19 protein-coding genes and 1 pseudogene are annotated in these 24,158 nt (G+C 69.0%); 11 read left to right on the forward strand and 9 right to left on the reverse strand.

From position 1 onward, the window contains the following. Positions 1 to 7: 7 nt before the first annotated feature. Positions 8 to 799: an MBL fold metallo-hydrolase gene (locus tag ACFLIM_RS11465; protein WP_393164485.1), complete on the reverse strand. Its 792-nt coding sequence runs from the start codon at positions 797 to 799 to the stop codon at positions 8 to 10. Positions 800 to 847: 48 nt separating this feature from the next. Between ACFLIM_RS11465 and ACFLIM_RS11470 the strand changes: the two genes are divergently transcribed. After that, the gene (locus ACFLIM_RS11470; protein ID WP_393164486.1) at positions 848 to 1,249 is read left to right on the forward strand and encodes a MerR family transcriptional regulator; all 402 of its coding nucleotides are present in this window, start codon (positions 848 to 850) and stop codon (positions 1,247 to 1,249) included. On the opposite strand, the gene ACFLIM_RS11475 is transcribed toward ACFLIM_RS11470, so the two are convergent. Further along, positions 1,241 to 2,440, reverse strand: a complete 1,200-nt coding sequence (locus ACFLIM_RS11475) for a hypothetical protein (RefSeq protein WP_393164487.1) — start codon at positions 2,438 to 2,440, stop codon at positions 1,241 to 1,243. The genes ACFLIM_RS11470 and ACFLIM_RS11475 overlap by 9 nt on opposite strands. Before the next feature lie 113 nt (positions 2,441 to 2,553). Continuing rightward, complete coding sequence (locus ACFLIM_RS11480; RefSeq protein WP_393164488.1) at positions 2,554 to 4,188, reverse strand: dolichyl-phosphate-mannose--protein mannosyltransferase; 1,635 nt, start codon at positions 4,186 to 4,188, stop codon at positions 2,554 to 2,556. Between the two features lie 77 nt (positions 4,189 to 4,265). On the opposite strand from ACFLIM_RS11480, the gene rsmI reads away from it, so the two are divergent. Both rsmI and ACFLIM_RS11490 read left to right on the forward strand, forming a co-directional pair. Continuing rightward, positions 4,266 to 5,105: a 16S rRNA (cytidine(1402)-2'-O)-methyltransferase gene (gene rsmI, locus ACFLIM_RS11485; protein WP_393164489.1), complete on the forward strand. Its 840-nt coding sequence runs from the start codon at positions 4,266 to 4,268 to the stop codon at positions 5,103 to 5,105. Positions 5,106 to 5,113: 8 nt separating this feature from the next. After that, positions 5,114 to 6,700, forward strand: a complete 1,587-nt coding sequence (locus ACFLIM_RS11490) for a dolichyl-phosphate-mannose--protein mannosyltransferase (protein WP_393164490.1) — start codon at positions 5,114 to 5,116, stop codon at positions 6,698 to 6,700. Here the strand turns inward: ACFLIM_RS11490 and ACFLIM_RS11495 are convergent. Then, the gene (locus tag ACFLIM_RS11495; protein ID WP_393164491.1) at positions 6,636 to 8,183 is read right to left on the reverse strand and encodes a hypothetical protein; all 1,548 of its coding nucleotides are present in this window, start codon (positions 8,181 to 8,183) and stop codon (positions 6,636 to 6,638) included. The two genes, ACFLIM_RS11490 and ACFLIM_RS11495, sit on opposite strands and share 65 nt — an antisense overlap. 98 nt (positions 8,184 to 8,281) lie before the next feature. On the opposite strand from ACFLIM_RS11495, the gene ACFLIM_RS11500 reads away from it, so the two are divergent. From ACFLIM_RS11500 to ACFLIM_RS11515, 4 genes are all read left to right on the forward strand, one after another. After that, positions 8,282 to 9,502: a glycosyltransferase family 2 protein gene (locus ACFLIM_RS11500; RefSeq protein WP_393164492.1), complete on the forward strand. Its 1,221-nt coding sequence runs from the start codon at positions 8,282 to 8,284 to the stop codon at positions 9,500 to 9,502. Between the two features lie 157 nt (positions 9,503 to 9,659). After that, positions 9,660 to 11,441 carry a methionine--tRNA ligase gene (gene metG / locus ACFLIM_RS11505; protein ID WP_393164493.1) on the forward strand — a complete coding sequence of 594 codons (1,782 nt, stop codon included), beginning with the start codon at positions 9,660 to 9,662 and terminating at the stop codon, positions 11,439 to 11,441. Positions 11,442 to 11,445: 4 nt separating this feature from the next. Next, complete coding sequence (locus ACFLIM_RS11510) at positions 11,446 to 12,300, forward strand: TatD family hydrolase (RefSeq protein WP_393164494.1); 855 nt, start codon at positions 11,446 to 11,448, stop codon at positions 12,298 to 12,300. A gap of 83 nt (positions 12,301 to 12,383) precedes the next feature. Then, positions 12,384 to 13,325 (forward strand): ubiquitin-like domain-containing protein, encoded by a 942-nt coding sequence (locus tag ACFLIM_RS11515; protein ID WP_393164495.1) that lies wholly within the window; start codon positions 12,384 to 12,386, stop codon positions 13,323 to 13,325. Between the two features lie 158 nt (positions 13,326 to 13,483). On the opposite strand, the gene ACFLIM_RS11520 is transcribed toward ACFLIM_RS11515, so the two are convergent. Both ACFLIM_RS11520 and ACFLIM_RS11525 read right to left on the reverse strand, forming a co-directional pair. Next, complete coding sequence (locus ACFLIM_RS11520) at positions 13,484 to 14,698, reverse strand: hypothetical protein (protein ID WP_393164496.1); 1,215 nt, start codon at positions 14,696 to 14,698, stop codon at positions 13,484 to 13,486. Further along, positions 14,698 to 16,662 (reverse strand): serine/threonine-protein kinase, encoded by a 1,965-nt coding sequence (locus ACFLIM_RS11525; protein WP_393164497.1) that lies wholly within the window; start codon positions 16,660 to 16,662, stop codon positions 14,698 to 14,700. Before ACFLIM_RS11525 ends, ACFLIM_RS11520 begins: the two co-directional genes overlap by 1 nt. A gap of 46 nt (positions 16,663 to 16,708) precedes the next feature. On the opposite strand from ACFLIM_RS11525, the gene rsmA reads away from it, so the two are divergent. Further along, complete coding sequence (gene rsmA, locus ACFLIM_RS11530) at positions 16,709 to 17,584, forward strand: 16S rRNA (adenine(1518)-N(6)/adenine(1519)-N(6))-dimethyltransferase RsmA (RefSeq protein WP_393164827.1); 876 nt, start codon at positions 16,709 to 16,711, stop codon at positions 17,582 to 17,584. Between the two features lie 161 nt (positions 17,585 to 17,745). Here rsmA and ACFLIM_RS11535 read toward each other — a convergent pair whose 3' ends face one another. Both ACFLIM_RS11535 and ACFLIM_RS11540 read right to left on the reverse strand, forming a co-directional pair. Continuing rightward, positions 17,746 to 18,648, reverse strand: coding sequence for a 4-(cytidine 5'-diphospho)-2-C-methyl-D-erythritol kinase (locus ACFLIM_RS11535; RefSeq protein ID WP_393164498.1), 903 nt, complete (start codon positions 18,646 to 18,648; stop codon positions 17,746 to 17,748). Positions 18,649 to 18,875: 227 nt separating this feature from the next. Next, complete coding sequence (locus tag ACFLIM_RS11540) at positions 18,876 to 19,394, reverse strand: NlpC/P60 family protein (RefSeq protein WP_393164499.1); 519 nt, start codon at positions 19,392 to 19,394, stop codon at positions 18,876 to 18,878. A 141-nt stretch (positions 19,395 to 19,535) separates the two neighbouring features. Here ACFLIM_RS11540 and ACFLIM_RS11545 point away from each other — a divergent pair, with 141 nt between their 5' ends. The 3 genes and pseudogenes from ACFLIM_RS11545 to ACFLIM_RS11555 all read left to right on the forward strand — a co-directional run bounded on the left by ACFLIM_RS11545 (position 19,536) and on the right by ACFLIM_RS11555 (position 23,633). Further along, complete coding sequence (locus ACFLIM_RS11545) at positions 19,536 to 21,515, forward strand: ABC-F family ATP-binding cassette domain-containing protein (RefSeq protein WP_393164500.1); 1,980 nt, start codon at positions 19,536 to 19,538, stop codon at positions 21,513 to 21,515. A gap of 301 nt (positions 21,516 to 21,816) precedes the next feature. Continuing rightward, positions 21,817 to 22,208 (forward strand): annotated as a pseudogene (gene tnpA, locus ACFLIM_RS11550) (IS200/IS605 family transposase). A 6-nt stretch (positions 22,209 to 22,214) separates the two neighbouring features. Next, on the forward strand, positions 22,215 to 23,633 hold the full coding sequence (locus ACFLIM_RS11555; protein WP_393164501.1) for an RNA-guided endonuclease InsQ/TnpB family protein: 1,419 nt from the start codon (positions 22,215 to 22,217) through the stop codon (positions 23,631 to 23,633). 16 nt (positions 23,634 to 23,649) lie between these two features. Here ACFLIM_RS11555 and ACFLIM_RS11560 read toward each other — a convergent pair whose 3' ends face one another. Then, positions 23,650 to 24,156, reverse strand: coding sequence for a MarR family winged helix-turn-helix transcriptional regulator (locus ACFLIM_RS11560; RefSeq protein WP_393164502.1), 507 nt, complete (start codon positions 24,154 to 24,156; stop codon positions 23,650 to 23,652). Positions 24,157 to 24,158 lie beyond the last annotated feature (2 nt).

Here is a 24,158-nt window from a genome sequence, read left to right on the forward strand (position 1 = left end):
ATGGTAACTACTGTGCGTATTCGGACAGCTCCCAGGGGTCGTGGGCGGAGAACACCGCCACCCCGTGGTCGTGGACGAGCGAGCGCAGGCGTTCCTGGCTGGACACCCGGCGCTCGGGATCGACCTGGGCGTCGAGTTGCACGATGTCCATCAGCGGGTGCGGCTGGGGATCGCGGGACAACTCGCCGTGGTAGAAGTACGCGTCCCCGGCGTGCAGGAGCCAGCGCTCGCCGTCGTTGACCGCCACCCCGGCGTGCCCTCGGGTGTGCCCGTCGAGCGGCACGAGGAGGAAGTCCTCCGGCAGGCCGGTCAGCGGCCGCACCCCCTCCGCGCCCAGCCAGCGCGTGCCCGTGCCGGGATAGGTCACCCAGTTCGGCCCGTGCGCCCAGTGGCCGGGGCGGTAGCGGCGGTTCGGGGCCTCGGCCAGCGCCGCGTCCAGCTCCGCCGCCATCACGTGCACCTGGGCGTGCGGGAAGTCGGGCAACCCGCCGCTGTGGTCCACGTCCAGGTGGGTCAGCACGATGTGCCGGACGTCAAGGGGGTCGTGGCCGAGCGCGGCGACCTGCCGCACGGCCGTCTCGGCGGGCGCGAGCACCGGCCCGACGAGTTCCGTCCATTCGCGGTCGAGCTGTTCGTCCGGTTTGGCCAGGTCGTCCAGGCCGAGCCCGGTCTCCACCAGCACGAGCCCGGAGGCGGGGGTCTCGATCAGCAGTGCGTGGCACACGGCCCGTGCGGCGGGAAGGCCCTGGGGCGAGTCGATCTCGCGCATGGAGGCGAGGTTGAGATGATGAATTCGCATGCGGCTAGACTGCGACTTGAAGCGCGGTTCAAGTCAAGGAGCCAGGTCGTGGACGACACGTTGATCGACATCGGCGAGGTGGCCAGGCAGTCCGGGCTGGCCGCGTCGGCGTTGCGGTTCTACGAGCGCAAGGGGCTCATCGAGGCCGAGGGACGCAACGGGCTGCGCCGCGCGTACCGGCCGGAGACGCTGGAACGCCTGGCGCTGATCGCGTGCGCCCGCGACGCGGGGTTCACGCTGTCCGAGATCGCCGAGTTCCTGCGGGCCAGGCCGTCCGACGCGAAGCTGCGCGAGCGCATCGCCGCCAAGGAACGCGAGGTGGACGAGCGGGTCTCGCAGCTCACCCGGCTGCGCGACAGCCTGCGGCACGCGGCGGTCTGCGAGCACGACCCGCTGATCGAGTGCCCCGAGTTCAAGCAGGCTGTCCGCAGGGTCTCGGCATCATCCTGAGCTGACGTACTTCCTGGGGCGCAGAGCGTGGGCCCGCAGGGCCGCCAGGGCCGCGAGTTGCCCCGGCCGGTCCATGCGCACCGCCAGGTCGTCGCTGAACGCCAGCCCCAGCGCCGTGAGCTGGGCGATCAGGTCGGCCACCGGTCCGGCGACGTCCTCCAGGCCCGTGGCGGGATGCCAGCCCTCGCCGCCGACCACCTCCGCCACCCGCTCGCGCAGCTTGGCGGGCGACATCAGCGTGCCGTCGGCGAGCAGCAGCAGCGCGGCCTCCCGCGCCGACACCTCGAACTCGTGCTCGCCCCTGGCCAGCAGCAGCCGGGTCACCGCCGACCACATGGCCTCAGGAGACTTCAGCAGCCGCCGGCCGTAGTCGGTGATGGCCAGCTTCTGGCCGTCGCGGCTGATCGCGCCCAGCTCCCGCTCGGCCAGCTCGCGCAGCCTGAGCGCCTCGGGCGACGGCGCCAGCCGCAGCGGCAGGCTGCCTTCCGAGGCGGCCAGGGAGAGCAGCCGGTGCAGGACGGGCAGGGGCTGCGGTTTGACGGGCGCGTGCAGGCGCACCTCGAACGGCTGCGCCAGCTCCCGCCGGGCCGGGCCGCGGCCCAGCACCCAGCGGTTGAGCCGCTCGCCGTGCACCCGGTTGAGCCAGCTGTCCCCGCCCAGGTCGGCGCGCGGCTCGGTCAGCCAGCGGCGGGTCAGGGCGATGCGGTCGACCGTCTCACCGGCGACGATCGCCAGCTCCAGCGCCGCCGAGCAGGCGATGTGCGCGCCCAGCTCCTCGGGCCCCATGATCATGCTCCACTGCAGCTCGGGCACGTCGGGCGGGAGCACGCCGGTGGCCTCCAGCGCCTGCTGGTAGGCGGCGGTGCCGGCGTCCTCGCCCTCGCGGGCGTAGGTGCGCAGGATCTGCACGGTCGTGGGGGAGACGCACAACGCGGCGTAACGTTCCATCCCGCCGAGCTGCAGCAGCCGTCCCAGGGAACGTGCCAGGCGCTCGTGGTCACCACCTGGCTTGAGCGGCCCTACCTTGATCGGCAGGGTGTACCAGAGGAACTCGCAGACGTCGAGCTGGGTCACCGTCTCCAGTGGTTCCCCACCCGTCAACCATTCGACGGCGGTCCTGGCCTCCTCGGCCAGGTCCGGCTGCGTGCGCTCCAACTCGGCGAGCAGGGCGGTGACATCCGGTGCACTCATGCCTCGAAGTTTGCCGTATCGACCCCGGGCCTGACGATGACCGAATCCGGTGCGTATTGGGTCTTGCACTGCGACTACCCTAAGAAACCACTATTGATCCGGGCGCAACTGGGTCATATCCATCGCTTTTCGAAAAGCATGCGGGCCTTCCACTCGGTGTAGGGGATCAACTCGGCGGACAGGATCGGGTGCAGCCACCAGAAGTTGATCAGTGCCAGCAGGGCGAAGGCTCCGACGACGGCGGCCCCGATGGTACGGCGCACCGGCATGGTGCCCGCCGCCGTTGGCGTGGACGGCCCGATCAGCAGCCCGGCACACAGCGTAATGGCCAGCACCATGAAAGGCACCATCGGGATGGCGTAGAACAGGAACATCGTACGGTTGTCCGCGATCGCGAAGTAGAACCAGGGCAGCCAGCCCATCGCGTACGCGACCACCACGGCCCCGGCGCGCCAGTCGCGCGTGGAGAAGTACCACGTGATCAGGGCGACCAGCGCCGCCACCGCGCCGAACCAGATCACCGGCGTGCCCACCCCGAGCACCGCCTCCGAGCAGTCCTTGACGCCGCACGTGTTCTGCCGGCCCTCGTAGTAGAAGGCGACGGGACGCAGCAACAGCGGCCACTGCCACGGCTCGGACATATAGGGATGAGAGGTCGCCAGATCGCTGTGGAAGGTGAAGACCTGCCACTGGTACTGGATCCACGACCGCATCGAGTCGAAGACGAAAAAGAACGGATTACCCGCCGAGGTGGCCTGGTCCCAGTTGCGCCCGTAGCCGGTGGCGGTGGCGAACCAGCCCGTCCAGGTGGCCATGTACGCCACGAACGGCACGGCCACGAACGCCACGACGCCCTGTGGCACGTCCTTGCTGAACGCCCCCACGTACGGATTCCGCAGCCCCACGGCCCGGCGCGCGCCGAAGTCCCACAACAGGGACATGATCGCGAACGCCACCGCGAAGAACAGTCCCGACCACTTGACCGCCATCGCCCCGGCCAGGCAGACCCCGGCGCCGATCCGCCACCACCTGATCCCCAGCGAAGGGCCGTGCGGGGACATCGGCGAGTTCTCGTACCAGGCGACCAGTCGCTCCCGCGCCCGGTCCCGGTCGACCACCAGGCACGCGAACGCGGCCAGCACCCAGAACATCAGGAAGATGTCCAGCAGCGCCGTGCGCGACAACACGTAGTGCAGTCCGTCGAGCGCCAGCAGCAGCCCCGCGAAGCAGCCGAGCAGGGTCGAACGCGTCATCCTGCGCGCCACCCTGGCCAGGATGAGGATGGACAACGTGCCGATGACCGCCGCGGCGAACCGCCAGCCGAACGGGTTGAGCCCGAACAACCACTCGCCCACGCCGATCATCCACTTGCCCAGCGGCGGGTGCACGACGTAGGAGGCGCACTTGTCGAGGGTCTCGGAGGTGCACGACTGCCAGATGTTCGTGTTGCCGGCGATGATCGCCTTGTCCGCGTCCTTGATCGTGACCCGCTCGACACCCCAGGTGATCAGCGAGTACGCGTCCTTCATGTAGTACGTCTCGTCGAACACCACGGCGTTGGGATGGCCGAGGTTGATGAAACGCAGGATGCCGCCGAAGACGGTGATCAGCAGCGGCCCGATCCACCCCCACAGGACGCTGCCGCGCATGGGAGGTATGACCCGATCGCGTACGGACCGCGTCTGAGGCTGGCTCACGCCGACCTCCGAGCTCTCGTAGGCCTGGTACGGGGAATCGGTCACCGCCATTCGGACATCGTACGGGCCCCAAGCCGATAGGTAGGTAGAAACACGGTCTAATTGGGATGCCCTGACACAATGGCCAGGTGACTGGGAACGGCAGGTTGGTGCTGGCAGGGGCGCCCATAGGCCAGGCGGGTGACGTCTCGCCCCGGCTGCGCGAGGTGCTCCAGAGCGCCGACGTGGTGGCCGCGGAGGACACGAGACGGCTGCGCAGGCTCGCCGGCGAGCTGGGCGTGGAGATCGCGGGCCGGGTGGTGTCCTACTACGACCAGAACGAGGCGGGCCGGGCCCAGGAGCTGGTCGAGGCGCTCAAACAGGGCCGCACGGTGGTGGTGATCACGGATGCGGGCATGCCGGGCGTGTCCGACCCCGGCTACCGCCTGACGCGCCTGGCGGTCGATGCGGGCATCACGGTCACCGCGTTGCCGGGGCCGAGCGCCGTCACCACCGCCCTGGCGGTGTCGGGGCTGGCCAGCGACCGGTTCTGCTTCGAGGGGTTCCCGCCGCGCAAGCCCGGCGACCGGGCCCGCCGCCTGACCGCGCTGGCGGCCGAGGAGCGCACGATGGTCTTCTTCGAGGCGCCGCACCGGCTGGCGAGCTCCCTGGAGGCCATGGCGGCGGCGTTCGGTCCCGACCGGCAGGCCGCGGTGTGCCGGGAGCTGACCAAGACGTACGAGGAGGTACGGCGGGGCGGGCTCGGCGAGCTGGCCGAGTGGGCCGCCGGAGGCGTCAAGGGCGAGATCACGGTCGTCGTCGCGGGGCACGTGGCCTCGGACGTGGAGCAGGACCTGGACGCGCTGGTCGCCGAGGTGGACCGCAGGGTCGCCGAGGGCACGCAGCGCAAGCTCGCCATCGCCGACGTGGCCAAGGGGGCGGGGATCCCCAAACGAGAGTTGTATGACCTGGTTCACAAACGCCTATAGTGCGCAACGTGAGGAACTGGGGGGTTTCCCCGCAGCGGCTGGTCCCGCCGATCCAGGGGACCGCGCTGGTGGGCTGGGCCGGGCCGCTCCTGGTGGCGCTCTTCGGCGGGATACTGCGCTTCGTCCGGCTCGGTGAGCCCAAGGCCGTCGTCTTCGACGAGACGTACTACGCCAAGGACGCGTACTCGCTGCTCAGGCACGGCGTGGAGCGGACCATGCTCGGCGACGCCAAGAACCCCATCGCCGACCAGCGCCTCATCGCCGGCAACCTGGACATCTTCAAGCAGTGCCCGCAACCCTCCGACTGCGCCTCCTTCGTGGCCCACCCGCCGCTGGGCAAGTGGATGATCGGCGTGGGCGAGTGGTTGTTCGGGCTCAACCCGTTCGGCTGGCGCTTCGCGGCGGCCTTGGTGGGCACGCTGTCCATCCTGATCATGGCCAGGGTGGCGCGCAGGATGACGCGTTCGACCCTGCTGGGGTGCCTCGCGGGGCTGCTGCTGGCGCTCGACGGGCTGCACCTGGTGTTGTCGCGCACGGCGCTGCTGGACATCTTCCTGATGTTCTGGGTGCTGGCCGGATTCGCGTGCGTGGTGGCCGACCGGGACTGGGCACGGCGGCGGCTCGTCGACTGGTACGCGAGCTCGCCCATCACCGGGCTCGGGCCGCGGCTGGGGTTACGTCCGTGGCGGGTGGCCGCCGGGCTCTGCCTGGGGGCCGCGTGCGCGGTGAAGTGGTCGGGGGTCTTCTTCCTGATCGCGTTCATGGCCATGACCGTGTTGTGGGACATGGGGGCCAGGCGGGCATTGGGGCTGCGGGAGCCGTACCGGGGGGCGTGGTCGTACGACGTGCCCGGCGCGTTCGCGGCGATGGCGGTCGTGCCCGCCGCGACGTTCGTGGCCACCTGGACCGGGTGGTTCGTCACCGCCGGCGGGTGGGGGCGCAACTGGGAGCAGGCCACCTCGTCGGGGCCGGTGTTCTTCGTGATCGACTCGGTGCGGTCGTGGCTGCAGTACCAGTGGCAGGTGCTCGGCTATCACAGCGGCCTGGACGCCTACCACCAGTACATGTCGGAGCCCTGGCAGTGGCCGCTGCTGTTACGGCAGGTCTCCTTCTACGATTCGGCGAACCTGCCGCCGTCGGCGTGCGGGGCCGACAAGTGCTCGCAGGCCGTGCTCGGGGTCGGCACCCCCGCCCTCTGGTACGGCGCCGCGCTCGCGCTGATCGGCCTCATCGCGTGGTACGTGGCCACGCGCGACTGGCGGGCGGGGGCGACCCTGCTGGGATTCGCGGCCGGCTGGTTGCCGTGGTTCTACTACGCCATCGCCGACAACCGGACGATGTACCTGTTCTACATGATCCCCGTGGTGCCGTTCATGGTGCTGGCGGTCGTGCTGATGGCGGGGCTGGCCCTGGGCAAGGAGGACGCCCCGCCGGCCCGGCGGGCGACCGGGGCCGCGGCGGTGGGGGCGTTCGCGCTCGTCGTGCTGATCAACTTCTGGTGGCTCTATCCGGTGCTGACCGCCGAGACGATCACACACGCAGAGTGGTGGGCGCGGATTTTGCTGCGCTCCTGGGTGACCGCCGCGCCCAAGTGACCCCGCGGCGCAGCGTGATCGCCGCGGCGATGCAGGCCAGGGGGACGGCCGGAAGGACGTACCGGTAGTCGAACTCGGCCGTCGCCGCGGGGGCCAGCAGCAGCCCGACCGCGCCCAGCCACGGCAGCACCACCGGGCCGCCGAACTTGCGCCACCGGACGGCGACGCCGTACAGGCCGATCAGCAGGATGCCGCCGAGCATGATGCCGCGCAGATAGAACACCTTCTGGTAGCCGCTCATGATGTCGGCCCATGGATGCACGATCCGGGTCTCGGGCGGGCCCTGCTCGTAGCTGAACGCGTCGGTGTCGGTCCGGCCGCCCTGGTAGGACGACCACTTCGGCAGGCGCTTGGGCTGGCCGTTGTCGTCGAGCTCGACGTAGGGCTTGAACTCGTACATGTTGTACGTCGACGGGTCCGGGAACAGCGGCCGTGACCAGTTGAACGAGCGGAAGAAGTCACGCGCGACCACGCTCAGGTAGTCGCCGGGCTGCGACAGGATCGCCCGCGTGGCGAACTTGCTGGCGGCGTCGTTGGTGATCTCGCTCCACTTCTTGTTGATGCCCCACCGGTGCAGCACCTCGCCGGTGCCCGTGCCGTCGCCGTTGCCCTGACCCCACAGGTACCACTGCGCGTAGTCCTTGCGCTGGCTGACCGGGTCGTTGATGCACAGCAGCAGGAGCTGGACCTCTTTGTACTTGTCGATGTCCATCTTGTTGCAGTCGGCGAAGATGGCCGTGCGCATGTACAGGATGAGGCCGTCGCTGTTGGTCATCGCGAACTTCCCGTACGCGGAGGCGAACCACCCCATGTACACCATCACCGGCACCGCGCAGGCCGTGATGACGGCGGCGATCGGGCGCCAGCCCGTCCGCTTGACCAGCAGGTAGAGCACGACGAGGGCCAGGATCGGCAGGCCGATCGAACGCGTCAACCACGTCATCGCCAGCAGCAGGCCGATGACCGCGCCCGCCTTCCACGACAACCGCCGCTTCCACAACACCAGCGTGACCACGCCCACCACGAGCAGCGTGAACATGGTGTCGGACATCACCATCTGCTCGAGCTGAATCTGGTAGGCGTCGAACAGCACCGGCGCCGCCGCCAGCGTGGCGCCCCACTTCGGCAGCCTGAACTTGATCCGCAGCAACGCGTAGATCAGCGCGGCCGTGGCCAGTCCCATCAGATGCTGTGTGAACATCACCAGCGTGAAGCTGTGGAACGGCTTGAGCAGCATCAGCCAGAAGCTGTAGCCGTCGGGCCTGATCGGGTGCGGCCTCGGGTGCAACGCCACCGAGACGTACTCGTAGGAGTCGTTGAACCACATGGCCGGGCCGTAGCCGAGCATGGTCATGAGCCGCAGCACGGCGCCCACGCCGAAGGCAGCGGCGAACACTCGATGACGGCGCAACATGGACAGCGCACGGGCTGCCCGGCCAGGAGCGGAGTGGTCCACAGGGGTAATCTCCGCGACGCTCACCATGCTGTAAAGAATGCCAGTCGTTTTTGGGTCTTGACCCGAGTGTGTTCGGGACAGGGCATGATGGTGGACTGGAAGAGCCTTAACTGAAGGGTAGACACGTGGAACTGACGGTGGTCATGCCCTGCCTCAACGAGGCGGAGACCGTGGAAGTCTGTGTGCGCAAAGCACTGGCGTGCATGGCGGAGCACGGCATCGAGGGCGAGGTCCTGATCGCCGACAACGGCAGCACGGACGGCTCGCAACAGCTCGCCCGGGACGCCGGAGCCCGCGTGGTCCACGTCGACGAGAAGGGCTACGGAAACGCCCTCATGGGCGGGATCAGGGCGGCGCGCGGCAAATACGTCATCATGGGCGACGCTGACGACTCCTACGACTTCACCGCGCTGCTGCCGTTCGTCGAGCAGTTGCGCGACGGCGCCGACCTGGTGATGGGCAACCGCTTCAAGGGCGGCATCGCCCCCGGCGCCATGCCGCCGCTGCACCGTTATCTGGGCAATCCGGTGTTGTCGTTCGTGGGGCGGTTGTTCTTCCCGTCGGCGATCGGTGACTTCCACTGCGGGCTGCGCGGTTTCAGGCGCGAGTCGATCCTGGGGCTGCAACTGCAGACGGGTGGCATGGAGTTCGCCTCGGAGATGGTGGTCCGCTCGACGCTGTCGGGCCTGGACGTGCGCGAGGTGCCCACGACGCTCTCGCCCGACGGCCGCTCCCGCCCGCCGCACCTGCGCTCGTGGCGCGACGGCTGGCGCCACCTGCGCTTCCTGCTCCTCTACAGCCCGAAGTGGCTGTTCTTCTACCCCGGCGTGCTCATGATGGTGCTCGGGCTGGCCGCGGGGACCGCGCTGACGTTCGGGCCGGTGGAGATCGGGGAGCTGGCCTTCGACGTCGACACCCTGGTCGGGTCGTCCGCGCTGGTGGTGATCGGGTTCCAGGCGGCGTTGTTCGCGCTGTTCACGAAGGTCTACGCGGCCGAGGAGGGGTTCCTGCCGGAGTCGCCGCGCATCCGTAAGATCATCGACATCGTGACCCTGGAGAAGGGTCTGGTCGTGGGTGGGCTGCTGGCGCTGGCCGGTCTCATCGGCCTGGTGATGTCGCTGGTGCACTGGCAGGTGCGCAGCTTCGGCGAACTCGACCCGCGCGAGTCGCTCCGCATCGTGGTGCCGTCCGCGACGGCGCTGATCGTGAGCTTCCAGACGATCTTCGCCTCGCTGTTCATCAGCATCCTGGGCATCCGCCGCACCCGCGAAAGCTCCATCGACGTCGCCGCCAAGGCAGCCGAAGAAGCCGCCGAGGTGGTTTCACTAGAAGAATCAAAGCGATAAACATTTTCTGTTACGCGGTGCCGGGGTCGGCCACCCGCCGACGCCGGCTCGCGACCTTCCAGGGAAACGGCCGCTGTCGGCGGGTGGCGAACCACGGCACCGCGTAAAAGATCGAGGTTTGGCTTTTGACAGGGGCCGCGCAGATAGGCTTAGGGTCATGTCTCAGCACATCTTGACCGCCGTTGCGTGGCCGTACGCTAACGGCCCCCGCCACATCGGGCACGTCTCAGGGTTCGGCGTGCCGTCCGACGTCTTCAGCCGCTACCAGCGGATGGCGGGCAACAAGGTGCTGATGGTGTCCGGCACCGACGAGCACGGCACGCCCATCCAGGTGCAGGCCGACACGGAGGGCGTGAGCGCCAGGGAGCTGGCCGACCGCTACAACCGGGTGATCGCCGAAGACCTCACCGGCCTCGGCCTGTCCTACGACCTGTTCACCAGGACCACGACGAACAACCACTACGCCGTCACCCAGGAGATCTTCAAGGGTCTCTACGACAACGGCTACATCTTCCCCAAGACCACGATGGGCGCGATCTCGCCCTCCACCGGCCGTACGCTGCCCGACCGCTACATCGAGGGCACCTGCCCCATCTGCGGCTACGACGGCGCGCGCGGCGACCAGTGCGACAACTGCGGCAACCAGCTCGACCCGATCCAGCTGATCAACCCGAAGAGCCGCATCAACGGCGAGACCCCGGTGTTCGCCGAGACCGAGCACTTCATGCTCGACCTGCCCGCCTTCGCCGAGGTGCTGGGCTCCTACCTGCAGTCCAAGCAGGGCGAGTGGCGGCCCAACGTGCTCAAGTTCGCGCTCAACCTGCTCGGCGACCTGCAGCCGCGGGCGATCAGCCGCGACCTCGACTGGGGCGTGCCGATCCCGCTCGACGGCTGGCGCGACCAGCCCAACAAGCGGCTTTACGTGTGGTTCGACGCGGTGATCGGCTACCTGTCGGCCTCCATCGAGTGGGCCAGGCGCTCCGGCGACCCCGACGCATGGCGGGCGTGGTGGCAGAACCCCGACGCGCGCGGCTACTACTTCATGGGCAAGGACAACATCGTCTTCCACGCCGAGATCTGGCCGGCGATGTTGCTCGGCTACAGCGGGCAGGGTGACCGCGGCGGCTCCGCGGGCTCGCTCGGAGCGTTGAACGTGCCGTCCGAGGTGGTCTCGAGCGAGTTCCTGACGATGGAGGGCAAGAAGTTCTCCTCGTCGCGGCAAGTGGTTATTTACGTGCGCGACTTCCTGGCGCGTTACGACGCCGACGCGCTGCGCTACTACATCGCGGTGGCAGGTCCGGAAAATCAGGACACCGACTTCACCTGGCAGGAGTTCGTCAACCGCAACAACGGCGAGCTGGTCGCGGCCTGGGGCAACCTGGTCAACCGGTCGATCTCGATGGCGGCGAAGAACTTCGGGACCATTCCGGAGCCCGGCGACCTGACCGACGCCGACCGGGCCCTGCTGGAGCGCTCACGGGGCACGTTCGCGCCGGTGGGCGCGGAGCTGGCCAGGTCCAGGTTCAAGAACGCCATCACCGAGGCGTTCGACGTGGTCCGCGAGGCCAACAAATACCTGGCCGAGCAGGAGCCGTGGAAGCTCAAGGACGACCCGGCGCGGCAGAAGTCGATCCTGCACGTCGCGCTCCAGGTGGTCGACGACGCCAAGACGATGCTCACGCCGTTCCTGCCCAGCTCGTCCAACAAGGTGTTCGCCATGCTGGGCGGCGAGGGCGTGTGGTCCGGGATGCCGGAGATGCGCGACGTCGACGAGGACGGCGGCACGCCGTACCCGGTGATCACCGGCGACTACGACGGGGCGGCCCGCTGGGAGCACCGGCCGATCAAGCCGGGCACGCCGCTCGCGCCGCCCGTGCCGCTGTTCAAGAAGCTCGATCCGAAGGTCGTGGACGAGGAGCTGGCCCGGCTGGAGAAGTGACGTCGTGAGCAAGCCGCCCGCCGCGCCCGAGCCGCTTTCCACGCCTGTGTTCGACAGCCACTGTCATCTCGACATCATGGTCGGCAACAGGCAGGCGTCGTCCGGCGACTCCGTGGCGCAGGCGGCGCAGGCGGCCACGGCCAGCGTGCGGAGCATCCTCGAGGACGCCCGCGCGGTCGGCGTGACCAGGCTGGTCACGATCGGCTACGACCTGACGTCCTCGCGGTGGGGCGCGGAGGTGGCGGCAGACCAGGAAGGCGTGTACGCCGGGGTGGCCATCCACCCCAACGAGGCTCACGAGGCCACCCCCGAGGCGTTGGCCGAGATCGAGGCGCTGGCGGGGCAACGAGACGTGCGCGCGGTGGGGGAGACCGGGCTCGACTACTACCGCGACTGGGCGAGCAGGGACGACCAGCACGCGAGCTTCCGCGCCCACATCGAGATCGCCAAGCGCACCGGCAAGGCGCTGGTCATCCACGACCGGGACGCGCACGACGACGTGCTGAAGGTGCTGGCCGAGGAAGGCGCGCCCGGGAAGGTGGTGTTCCACAGCTTCTCGGGCGACGCCGAAATGGCCAAAAAGTGCGTCGAAGCCGGATATTTCATGTCTTTCTCAGGGCCCGTTACCTACAAGAACGCCGCCTACCTCCGCGAGGCGGCCGAAGTGGCGCCCATGGAGCTCATGCTGGTCGAGACCGACGCCCCCTACCTTCCGCCGGTCCCGTACCGGGGCAAACCCAACGCCCCCTATCTCATCCCGCTCACTCTGCGTTGCCTGGCCGAGGTCAAAAAGGTCCATCCGGACGAGTTGTGCGAGGCGATCAGCGCCAACGGAGTCACAGTCTTCGGCGAGTGGTGACCATCTTTTGGTGAACCGGTGGATGCGGGCGTGCCGTCGCCGCTAGCGTTCGGGCGATCACAGCCAGCTACCGGAGGTGGTTCGTGCGAGGCAAGAGGCGTGCGCCCAGGCCGCCGATCCCGTGGGGTTCCCCGTGGACGCCCGTGGTGTGCCTGGCGGGTGTGGTGGCCATCGGCGCGGTCGTGGCGGTGTCGTTCCTGGTCAAAGAGGTTGTCGTGGTCGTCGACGGCAAGCCGGTGGCGGTCCGCAGCTTCGCGGGGACCGTGGACGGGGTGCTCGGCGACGCCGGGGTCTCGATGGGGTTCGGCGACGTCGTACGCCCGGCCGCCCAGGAGGCCGTCTCCGACGGCTCCACGATCGAGGTACGCCGCGCCCGCCCGCTCACCCTGACCCTGGACGGCCGCACCTCCACGCACCTGGTCACCGCCACGAACGTGGGCGACGCCCTGGCCGAGCTCGACATCGCCCCGGCGGCCGGCCGGCTCTCCGCGCCGCCTGACGACGCGGTGCCGCTGGAGGGGATGGCCATCACGGTGTACACCAGGCGGAAGGTCTACGTGGTCGCCGGCACCTCCCGGCTCACCTCGCGTACCACCGCCAGGACGGTACGCGAGGTGCTCAGGCAGAAGCGCATCTCGCTGGGCCGCGGCTACCAGGTGACCCCGCCGCTCGGCAGCTTCCCGAAGGACGGGACGGTCATCACGGTCACGCCGCCGCGTACCGTAGTGATCGAGCAGCCCGTCCTGCGGCTCAACTGGCAGGCGCTGGCGGACTGCGAGTCGCACAGCGACCCGGACGCGTACAACCCGGACGGGCCCTACTACGGGATGTACCAGTTCAGCCTGCCCGTGTGGGAGGCCGTGGGCGGCATGGGACTGCCCAGCAGCTGGCCGGAGGAAGAGCAGACGTACCGGGCGCAGCTCCTGTACCAGCAGGTGGGCGGCAAGTGGCACAGCCAGTGGCCCAGTTGCGGCGCGCACCTGTTCAACGAGAGCCCCCCGCAACTGGCCGGCCAGAACCCCTGACCGGCCTTTCGCCCGCTTTCGTCCGGCCACTCGCCGGGCGGCCGCTCGCTCGACGGCCGCTCGCTCGACGGCCGCTCGCTCGACGGCCGCTCGCTCGACGGCCGCTCGCCCGACGGCCGCTCGCCCGACGGCGGCGGGCAGCCGTCCGGCCAGGGTGCTCAGCCGGACACCGACACTCCGAAGTCGGCGCCCTTGGGCGGCTGGAGCGGTTGGAGGGAGCCGGAGTTCCGCGCGGCGACCGCTACCCGCCCGTACGGCTGCGCGTCCGGCTGCCCCACGAAGAGCTTGTTGCCGCTGAAGGCCACCGACCAGCCGAACAGCCCGTCGGCCGACGGTAATCTCCTGTCCTCGTTGGCGTCCTTCCAGGAGACGATCCGGACACCGCCACCGTAGGGTGCGCCGATGGCCAGCCTGCCGTCCACCGACGCGGCCAGCGAGAACCCGAACGCCTGCTTGCCCCCCTGCGTCACCCTCCGCGTGGGCTTCCTGTTCGGGTCCAGCAGCTGCACGTACCCGGGTCCCGGCGAACTCACCGCGTAGCCGGAGCCTTCCGCGTACGCCACGGCGTAGCCGTACCGGTCACCGGAGGTGTCGGTCGGCGAGTCCAGCTTCAACGTCGTGAGCTCGGCCGCCAGCACATCGTCGATGAAGACGACACAGCCCGAATCGATCTTGCCGGCCTCGACCTGCCGGCCCGCGCCGTCGTCGTTCTCGTACGGCACGCCGACGATCAGCCCGTTCTTCGGCCCGAATGCCATCGACCAGCCGAACTGGTCGCCCACCTCGCTGTTGCCCCGTACGTCGACGGATTCCTGGCTGATCCTGCGCAGCGGCGCCGTGCCCTTGCGCACGTAGATGGCGCCCACGTCCAGGAGCGAGCCCTCGTCCTCGTACGGCGCGCCGATCGCCACCAGGTCTCCCCGCGCCGCCAGCGACCAGCCGAAGTGCGCGAACCGCTGCGGCTGGGCGGCGGTCAGGCGCTGTGGAGGCTTGGTGCCGCCGCCGTAGACCACGTAGGCGGCCCCGGCGTCCTCGGTGCCGTCCACGTCCGCGTACGGGGCGCCGATCACGAGGTCGGCACAGGCGTCGGCGTCGACCTTCGCCAGCCGTACCGACCAGCCGAAGGCGTCGCCCCTGGCGAGGTCCGGGACGGTGACGGGGACGACCTTGTCGCCGGACAGCACGTGTAGCGACCCCTTCTGGTCGTCCGCGAACGGATCGCCCACGGCCACGTCGTCCACGCCGTCACCATCGAAGTCAGCGGCTCCCGCACACGCCGCCACGCCGCCGGTCCCGGCAGCGGTCCCGGTGCCGGTGGAGAGCAGCGGAGCTCCCGCGGCGATCAGCAGCGCGATGAGGGTAGATCGGATCATCACAGCCCGACCTCGATCTGCTTGCCGTTCTCGAGCATGGTCGCCGTCATCTTCACGGGTTTCCGGTACGCGGCCAGGTCGAACACGAACGCACTGTCCACTCGCCCACCAGGCAGGATGGCCGGGGGCAGGGTGACGGCGGCCGGATCGTGCTCCCCGCCCCTGTCGTCGACCATGGTGACCACGGGCTGGATCAGCAGCCTGCGCTCGCCACCTGGGTTGATCATGGTCCACCGGATCACGCAGAGCTGGCCCTGGGTCGCGGTTTGGCCCTCGTACTCCTTCAGCCCGCACTCGGGAGCCGTCGCGACGATCGCGATGGGATCGTCGAAGTTCGCGCCCAGCGCGAACCTGCGGCCCACGTCGTTGGGCCCGGCCGTGGTGGCGGTCTGGGACGGAGTGACCGTGGTGGTCGTGTTGCGGCTGGAGGTGACGATCAGTACGCCCGCCGTCACCACGATCGCCAGCACGGCGGCCGCGGCGGCGATGAGCCACCGGGTGCCGGTCGTCCTCGACCCGCCGATGGTGTCGGGCTCGTCGCCGGGCGGGGCGCCCACGACGGACCGCTCACCCGGCTGGGTCTCGGTCCCTAACGAGCCTCCTTGCGGCAGCCGCGTCTGCTGCTCCTCGGGCCGGACGGTCTCGCGCGGCCGGCTCCGCCGCAACAACCCACGCGCCCGCTCCTGCTCCCGCAACGGAGCCTGAGCCTGGTTCTGGGCTTCCCAGCGAGCCAGCTCTTCCTTGGCCGCCTGCTCTTCCCTCCGTGCCAGCTCTTCAACGGAGGGCTGACTCTGACGGGCCGCACCCGGCGCACTGGGGGCACCGGGAGTACCCGGAGTACCGGTGGCACCCGGAACGCTGGGAACGTTGCCAGGACCGGCGTTACCCGGCATGCTCGGCGCCCTGCCGACCGCGTCCCTACCAGCCGATTCCCCGCCAACCGCGTCCTTACCAGCCGCATCACCACCGGTCGCATTTCTACCGGTCGCGTCCCTCGGTGGCGGTGTCGTGAACGTGGCCGTGATGTCCGGCTCGTCCACGACGTTCTGCGGCGGCTGCCAGTCGCTGAGCATCTCGGTCGCCACCAGGGTCGGCGGATCGACCGCGAGCGCGGGCGTACTGCCTCCCACCAGGGCGATCAGCAGCTCCTGCGCGGTCGGGCGCAGGTGCGGCTCCATCGCAGTGGCCCGCCGTACCAGCTCGTTGAGCGGCGCGGGCAGCGCACCCAGCTCGGGAGGGTTGTTCAGTACGCGCGTGGCCAGTGTGATGGGGTCGCCACGCCCGAACGGGTGACGCCCGTTGCCCGCGTACGCGATCAGGCAGCCCCAGGCGAAGATGTCGGCCGCCGGGCTGACGGCCTGACCGCGTACCTGCTCGGGTGCCCACCAGCCGGGACTCCCCAGCAACTCGCCGGAGAGCGTGAACCCGGTCTCCCTGTCGAGCGCCCTGGCGATCCCGAAGTCGATCACCCGCGGCCCGGACAGCGAGAGGATCACGTTCGCCGGCTTCAAGTCTCTATGTACCAGCCCGGCCACGTGGATCGCCGCCAGCGCCGCCGCGACTCCCAGTGCGACGCCGTGCAGCGGCCCTGGCTCCAGAGCCCCATATTTCGCAATCTGGTCCGACAGCGGGGTGCCCGCGATGTACTCGGTCACCATGTACGGTCGCCCGTCACCGGTGTTGCCGTTGTCCAGCACCTGAGCCGTGCAGAACGACGCCACCCGGCGAGCGTTCTCGACCTCCGCATGGAACCTGACCGCGAACCCCTCCTGGTTGGCGAACTCCGCCTTGACCACCTTGAGCGCGACGAACCGCCCCGTCGGCGCCCGTGCGAGGAACACGGTTCCCATCCCGCCCTCGCCGAGCCGCCCAAGCAGCCGGTACGGCCCGATTTCCCGCAAGTCCGTCGGGCGGAGCGGCGCGGCGCCCGTTGGCTCCATGAGGGACGTTCCTTCCTGTTCCACGCCATCCTCTCCTTTGGTCTCCCCATCCGCCATCGCAGGTTCTTCGATGCGGGAGACTGGTTGGATGATGAGCCTGTTGGGCCCTGCAGAAATACGTATTTTGGCGAACAAGCTAGATCTTCGTCCCACAAAAAAGCTAGGCCAGAACTTCGTGATCGACGCGGGAACCGTCCGGCGCATCGTCCGTGTGGCCGATTTGTCACCAAATGACGTGGTCATCGAGGTAGGTCCGGGCCTGGGCTCGCTCACCCTGGCCCTCCTGCCATCGGCCGCACACGTGGTGGCCGTAGAGATCGACCCGGCCCTGGCGACCCAACTCCCCATCACCGTGGCGGATCACGATGGGCACGACAACCTCACGGTCGTGAACGCCGACGCCATGAAGATCACTCCCGACGACCTGTCCGGCCTCACCCCCACGGCCCTGGTCGCCAACCTCCCCTACAACGTGGCCGTCCCGGTGCTCCTCCACCTCCTGGAGGTCCTGCCGTCGCTGCGCAAGGGCCTGGTCATGGTGCAGTCCGAGGTGGCCGACCGCCTCGCCGCCGGTCCAGGCTCGAAGGTGTACGGGATTCCCTCGGTCAAGGCGGCCTGGTACGCCGACGTACGCCGGGCGGGCCCGGTGGGCCGTACCGTCTTCTGGCCCGTGCCCAACGTCGATTCCGGCCTCGTCTCTTTGATCCGCCGCGAACCACCAGCCACCACGGCCACACGCAGCGAGGTCTTCGCCGTGGTGGACGCCGCCTTCGCCCAACGCCGCAAAACCCTGCGCGCAGCCTTGTCACCCTGGGCTGGAAGCCCCGCCCAAGCGGAGATCATACTCCGGGGCGCCGGGGTGAACCCTTCGGCCCGAGGGGAAGAACTCGACATCGAATCCTTCGCCCGCATAGCCGAACACAAACCGCTCACTGAGTATCAGTAGGCGGGCCACCGTTGGGCCACGGAGTCGGGCAAGCTTGCGCTCCGTTACGGTGGCGCGCCACTGACCGGTCAGCGGCCGTTTCCTGGACAGAGACGAGCCAGCGTCGGCGGGTGGCAGACCACGGCACCGCGTACAAGATGCTTATGGGTTGGGGTTTCGCATTAGACGAGGGTGGCGCCGTGGACGGGGCCGTGGGCGGCGACGGTGGTGTGTGCCGCGCCCGTGGCGGTCAGGCTCTGGGCCAGGTCGCGGGCGTGGGTGGCGTCGATGGCCAGGAACGCGCAGGTAGGACCCGAGCCGGAGACGATCGCGCCCAGGGCTCCGTGCTGGCGCCCCGCGTCGAGGGTGGGGGCGAGTTCGGGGCGGAGGTTGAGGGCGGCCGCCTGCAGGTCGTTGCTCAGGTGAGCACCCAGGGAGTAGGCATCGCCCGTGCCCAGGGCTTCCATCAGCGTGTCGTCCAGTTGCGGCCACGGGACATCGGCGGCTGCGGCCTCTCTGAGGCGGTCGCATTCGGCGTACACGGTGGCTGTGGAAAGACCGCCGTTCGCCAGCGCGAACACCCAGTGGAACGTGCCGCCCGTGGGCAACTCGCTCAGCTGCTCGCCCCGCCCGGTGCCGACCGCGGTGCCGCCGAGTAGCGAGAACGGCACGTCGCTGCCCAGGTCTCCGGCGATCTCCATGAGGTCTTCGAACGGCAGCCCCAGCCCCCACAACTCGTTGCAGGCCACCAGCGCACCGGCGGCGTCCGCACTCCCGCCCGCCATCCCGCCCGCCACGGGGATGGCCTTCTGGATGATCAGATCCGCGCCGTAGGTGCGCCCCGCATGCTTGGCGAGCGCGCGGGCAGCCCTGATCGCCAAGTTACTGTCGTCGACCGGCACCTGGTCGGACCACTTCCCGTGCACCGCCACGGTGATCGACTCGGACTCTTTAGCCATCACCTCATCGAAGATCGACACTGCGTGGAAGACGTTGACCAGGTCGTGGTAGCCATCTTCCCGGAGCGGGCCCACAGAAAGCTGCACGTTGACCTTCGCGGGCACACGTACGGTCACCGAACTCATCGATCTTCTGCCACTCTCATCACTTGCCGGGGTCAAGGACACTCGATGCTATCGGGGCGCGCAGCCCTGACATGCGGTTCTCGAAATATGATCTCCGGGATGGCCGACCCGACAACACGCAGAGTCAAGCTGGTGGTCATTTGCCCCCATCTTGATCGGTAACAAAGAGTGATCCAGCGAGTCAGCGCCCCCTCCCCGGTCCCGTCACGGGATTCCGACCAGGCTGGTCAGCCGGGGCGTACGGCGCCGCGGAAGTTGGAGCGGTAGTAGGCCGAGTTGAGGAAGTCGGTCTTTCGCACCACGTCGCCTGTCTTGGGGGCGTGGATCATGAGCTTCCCTCCCAGGAACAGGGCCACGTGGGTGGGGTCGCCGGTGCCGCCGCCGAAGAAGAGCAGGTCGCCCATGCGTCGTGCGGTCAGGGGGATCCTGCGGCCCTGGCGGAACTGGGCGCCGGTGTAGTGGCTCAGCCGTATGCCCGCTCTGGACCAGGCGTAGAGGGTGAGGCCGCTGCAGTCGAAGCCTCTGGTGGTCGCTCCTCTGCCGATGCCGATGGTGGGGCCTTTCGTGGACCCTCCGCCCCAGGAGAAGGAGACGCCCAGCTGGTCGAGCGCGGCGGAGGCGGCGATATGGCCCTTGAGGGTGTCTGTCGGGAGGGGCGCGGCTTGGGCGGGGTCGGGGAAGGCCGCCAGGGTTGTGAAGAGTCCGCCGCCGAGGGTGAGCCAGAGCAACGCGAAACGGTGGATCATGGTTGGCCTCCTGCACCGTAAGGGTTGGGGAGGCCAGGATCATTTGGCGGGGTGAGGTGGCGTCGGACCGAGCGTGGTTCTGTGGACGATGGGATCTGGCCGGGGTGAGGTTGTGGAAAACGCCGATACCCTGGGAAGGCCATGAATCTGGTCAATCTTGAGTCGGTTTCTCATGCTTACGGGCCCAAGCCGCTCCTCAGCGACATCTCACTAGGTGTGGAGGCCGGGGAACGCATCGGCGTTGTCGGCCGCAACGGGGGTGGTAAGACGACCCTGTTGTCGGTGATCGCCGGAGATGTGCGGCCGGACAGCGGTCGGGTCACCCATACCCGGGGCCTGCGGGTCGGGTTCCTGTCGCAGCAGGATGCGCTCGACCCGGGCGCCGCCGTACGGGAGATCGTCCTCGGCGAGCTGGCCGAGCACGAGTGGGCAGGGGATCAGCGGCTACGCGAGATCCTCGCGAACCTCATCGGTGACCTCGACCTCGACGCCAAGGCCGCCGATCTCTCCGGCGGCGAACGCAGGCGTACGGCGCTGGCCCAGCTGCTCATCGACGACCACGACCTGATCATGCTGGACGAGCCCACCAACCACCTCGACATCGAGGCCATCGCGTGGCTGGCCGGGCATCTGGCCGCCAGGAAGAGCGCCTTGGTGGCCGTGACGCACGATCGGTGGTTCCTCGATGCGGTGTCCACCCGTACGTGGGAGGTCGTGGACGGGCGGGTCGAGCGGTATGACGGGGGATATGCCGCTTATGTGCTCGCCAAGGCAGAGCGGGCGCGGATCGCCCAGGCCGCCGAAGAGCGTCGTCAGAACCTCATGCGCAAGGAGATCGCCTGGTTGCGCCGCGGCCCGCCCGCCCGCACGTCCAAGCCCAAGTTCCGGATCGACGCCGCCCAGGCCCTGATCGCGAACGAGCCGCCGGCCCGCGAGACCGTCGAGCTGATGCGGTTCGCGGCGGCCCGGCTCGGCAAGACCGTCTACGACCTCGAGGACGTCACCCTGCACGCCGGCGGGCCGGACAGCGGGCCGCTGGTGCTCGATCACCTCACCTGGCAGTTCGGCCCGGGGGATCGGATCGGGCTGATCGGGGTGAACGGGTCCGGCAAGTCGTCGGTGTTGCGGTTGCTCGCCGACACGGTCAAACCCGACTCCGGGCGCGTGATCAGGGGCAAGACGGTACGCCTCGCGCACCTGTCGCAGGAGCTGTCCGAGCTTGATCCGGCGCGGCGGGTGCTGGAGTCGGTCGAGGAAGTACGCAAGTACCTCCAGCTCGGCAAGAAGGAGTGGACCGCTTCCCAACTCCTCGAACGCCTGGGGTTCAAGGGCGAGGCGCAGTGGAAGGTCGTCGGCGACCTGTCCGGCGGCGAGCGGCGGCGGTTGCAGTTGCTCAGGCTCCTCATGGACGACCCCAATGTCCTGCTGCTCGACGAGCCCACCAACGACCTCGACATCGAGACGCTCAACGAGCTCGAAGACCTGCTGGACGGCTGGCCGGGCACGCTGATCCTGGTGAGCCACGACCGCTACTTCCTGGAGCGGGTCACCGATCGGAGCGTGGCGCTGCTGGGCGACGGCAAGCTCTCGCTGCTGCCCGGCGGGGTGGACGAATACCTCCAACGGCGGGCTGCGGGCACGGCCCTGACCGCTCGCCTCGCCACCACGACCTCGGGCTCCGGTGCCGCTGCGCCCGGTTCTCCCGCCGACGCCGTGTTCGGCCGCCTCGCCGGCGCCACATCGGGCCGTCCCGGTGCCGCCGGGTCTGGTCGCCCCGGCGGCGCGACGTCCGGCCGTCCCGGTGACCTGGGTTCCCCAGGTACGGGCGGCTCCACGGCGTTGCCGGCCGGCGGCTCCGCAGCGGATACGTCCCCGACCGACCAGGCCAAGGGCGGGCTGTCGGCCAAGGAAGAACGCGAACTCCGCAAGGAGCTCAACCGCCTCGAGCGCCAGCTCGACAAGCTGACCGGCCAGGAGGCCCGCCTCCACACCGCCATGGCGGAAGCGGCCAGCGACTACGCCAAGCTCGGCTCACTCGACGCTCAACTGCGCGAGATCATCGCCCAGAAGGACACGATCGAGGGCGAGTGGCTGGAGCTGGCCGACCGCCTGGGCGACTGACACCCCACGCCTTCGGCTGGATGCCCTCACCGGCGGTAACCAAGACGGTGACGGCGGCCAAGAGACGGTGACGGCGGCCAGGCGCGGGATAACATCACATCGGATCCCGCCGGAAGCGGCGTCCAGCGAAACCACGGTGGTTCCGCTGGACGTGAATGGGGTGGCGGGTCGTTCGACCCACCGATGGGGCGGGGTTGTCGATCGGAGATCTAGGGCGCGGACCGCTGGCTTCAGCCATGGGGGTAAGCCCTTCTGTCGAATCTTTGAGCGGTAGATAGATCATCTTTGTATATTGATCGGTGTGGCTGTGACCTTGCGCACGAACAGCAACATCGCCTTCCAGTGCGCCTTTCACATGGTGTGGTGCCCCAAGTACCGCCGGCGGGTGCTGGGCGGACGGATCGAGGCGCGGCTGAAGGAGCTGATCCACGAGGTGATCGCGGAGAAGGGGGCGTGGCCGGTGGAATTGGAGGTCATGCCCGACCACGTTCACCTGCTGGTCGAGGTGGACCCGCAGTTCGGGATCCACAAGCTGGTCAAGGCCATCAAGGGCCGCTCCTCCCGCGTGCTGCGTCAGGAGTTCCCGCCCCTGAAGTCCAAGCTTCCGACGCTGTGGACCAATTCGTGGCCACTGTGGGCGGGGCACCTTTGGATGTCGTCAAGCGGTACGTCGAGAACCAGAAGAACCGGTGATCGCGGATGCTGACCGGACGCAGGTATCGCCTGGACCTCACGCCTTGGCAGGCCGAGTTCGCTGAGCGGATCGGCGGGGCCTGCCGCAGCGTCTGGAACACCGCCCTGGAGCAGCGGCGCACCTATCGGCGTCGCGGGGCCTTCATCGGCTACCACGAGCAGGCCCGCCAGCTCGCCGAGGCCAAGCAGGACTTCGGCTGGCTTTGCGAGGCGCCCGGCCACTGCCTGCAGCAGACGCTCATCGACCTGGACCAGGCGTGTACCCGGCACGGGACCTGGAAGGTCCGCTGGAAGTCCAAGGCCAAGACGCGGCCGTCGTTCCGGTTCCCCGAAGGCGGAAAGATCGCCATCGAGCGGTTGAATCGGCGCTGGGCGCGGGCGAAACTCCCCAAGCTCGGCTGGGTCCGTTTCCGCATCACCCGCCCGCTCGGCGGCACGGTCAAGAACGCCACCGTCAGCCGGGATGGCCGGCAATGGCATGTCAGTTTCCTCGTCGAAGACGGCGTGGCCACGCCCGAGCGGCACGACAACCCGGGCAGCGCGGTCGGCATCGACCGAGGTGTGGCCAAGGTCGTCACCCGCTCTGACGGGCTCTTCCACCACCAGACCTTCGCCCGCGACCGGGAAGTCGAACACGCCGCCACGCTCCAGCGCCGCCTGGCCCGCACCCAGAAAGGCTCTGCCCGGCGCAAGCACGTCGCCACGAAGCTCGGCAAGGCGCTGGCGAAGGTACGGCGTCGCCGCGCTGACTTCGCCGCCAAGGCCGCACACACCCTGGCCACCAGCTTCGAGCTGATCGTGTTCGAGGCCCTGGCCACCAAGAACATGACCGCCGGGGTCCAACCCAAGCCAGACCCCGAACAGCCGGGTGGGTTCCTGCCCAACGGGGCCGCCGCCAAGTCCGGCCTGAACCGGGCCATCCTGGACAAAGGCTGGCACCGGATCGAGCTGGCCACCCGCAGCAAGGCCCGCTACACGGGCACCCACGTGATCATCGTCAACCCGGCGTACACCAGTCAGACGTGCAACGTGTGCGCGGTGGTGGATCGGAAGTCCCGCCAGAGCCAAGCGGTCTTCCGGTGCACCTCGTGCGGCCACACCGAACACGCCGACGTGAACGCCGCCAAGAACATCCTCACCGCCGGGAGGGCGGAGCACGCACAACCCAGACCGGGTGTGCGGGTTGGGGCGCGCAAACCACGCAACCGTGTGGGCCGGAAGGCGAACCGCCAAGCAACAGCAGCCCAGGGCCACGCTACGGCGAGCCCCGAGCTGGCTGGAATCCCCCGACCTTTAGTCGTGGGGAGCACTTCAATCAGCGAAGAACGCGGCCAAGATCGCGCTCGTAACGGCGAGAACCCTGTGAGCCTTCACGACCGGCGCTGGATAGACGGCAACCAGCGTCGGCGAGTCCGGGCAACTTGACCCGCGTAAAAAAGATTCAGCGAGGAGAGTCAAAGGGGGTGAGCAGCGTGCGCAGGAGGGAGGAGAGCGAGCGCTGATCGTCGGGCCCCAGCCCGGACAGCAGGTCGTGCTCCCGCCGCAGTAGGTCGGCGAAGGCGGAGTCCACCCTGGTCAGCCCCGTGTCGGTCAGCGACACCAGCACCCCCCGCCGATCCTCGGGATCGGGCCGCCGCCGCACCAGCCCCGACTGGGCGAGCCGGTCGATGCGGTTGGTCATGGTCCCGGAGGTGACGAGCGTGGCCCGCAACAGGGCCCCCGGGCTGAGCTCGTACGGCTTGCCCGCCCGCCGCAGCGCCGTCAGCACGTCGAACTCCCACGGCTCCAGATCGTGCTCGGCGAACGCCGCCCGCCTGGCGCGGTCGAGATGCTTGGCCAGTCGTGACACCCTGGAGAGCACCTGGAGCGGCTCGACGTCGAGGTCGGGACGTTCCGCTCGCCAAGCCGCGACGAGGCGGTCGACCTCGTCTCTAGCATCCTCCGTCATGA

Origin of the sequence: Nonomuraea marmarensis, from assembly GCF_043197025.1 — a bacterium.
Classification (GTDB): Bacteria; Actinomycetota; Actinomycetes; order Streptosporangiales; family Streptosporangiaceae; genus Nonomuraea; species Nonomuraea marmarensis.

Excerpts from the sequence above, each read along its gene's own strand:
- ACFLIM_RS11495 (WP_393164491.1), bottom strand. The coding sequence starts at position 8,183 with ATGGTGAGCGTCGCGGAGATTACCCCTGTGGACCACTCCGCTCCTGGC.
- ACFLIM_RS11545 (WP_393164500.1), top strand. The coding sequence starts at position 19,536 with ATGAATCTGGTCAATCTTGAGTCGGTTTCTCATGCTTACGGGCCCAAG.
- ACFLIM_RS11535 (WP_393164498.1), bottom strand. The coding sequence starts at position 18,648 with ATGAGTTCGGTGACCGTACGTGTGCCCGCGAAGGTCAACGTGCAGCTT.
- ACFLIM_RS11520 (WP_393164496.1), bottom strand. The coding sequence starts at position 14,698 with ATGATCCGATCTACCCTCATCGCGCTGCTGATCGCCGCGGGAGCTCCG.
- ACFLIM_RS11475 (WP_393164487.1), bottom strand. The coding sequence starts at position 2,440 with ATGAGTGCACCGGATGTCACCGCCCTGCTCGCCGAGTTGGAGCGCACG.
- ACFLIM_RS11480 (WP_393164488.1), bottom strand. The coding sequence starts at position 4,188 with ATGGCGGTGACCGATTCCCCGTACCAGGCCTACGAGAGCTCGGAGGTC.
- rsmA (WP_393164827.1), top strand. The coding sequence starts at position 16,709 with ATGCGGGAGACTGGTTGGATGATGAGCCTGTTGGGCCCTGCAGAAATA.
- ACFLIM_RS11465 (WP_393164485.1), bottom strand. The coding sequence starts at position 799 with ATGCGAATTCATCATCTCAACCTCGCCTCCATGCGCGAGATCGACTCG.
- ACFLIM_RS11555 (WP_393164501.1), top strand. The coding sequence starts at position 22,215 with ATGCTGACCGGACGCAGGTATCGCCTGGACCTCACGCCTTGGCAGGCC.
- ACFLIM_RS11560 (WP_393164502.1), bottom strand. The coding sequence starts at position 24,156 with ATGACGGAGGATGCTAGAGACGAGGTCGACCGCCTCGTCGCGGCTTGG.
- ACFLIM_RS11540 (WP_393164499.1), bottom strand. The coding sequence starts at position 19,394 with ATGATCCACCGTTTCGCGTTGCTCTGGCTCACCCTCGGCGGCGGACTC.
- metG (WP_393164493.1), top strand. The coding sequence starts at position 9,660 with ATGTCTCAGCACATCTTGACCGCCGTTGCGTGGCCGTACGCTAACGGC.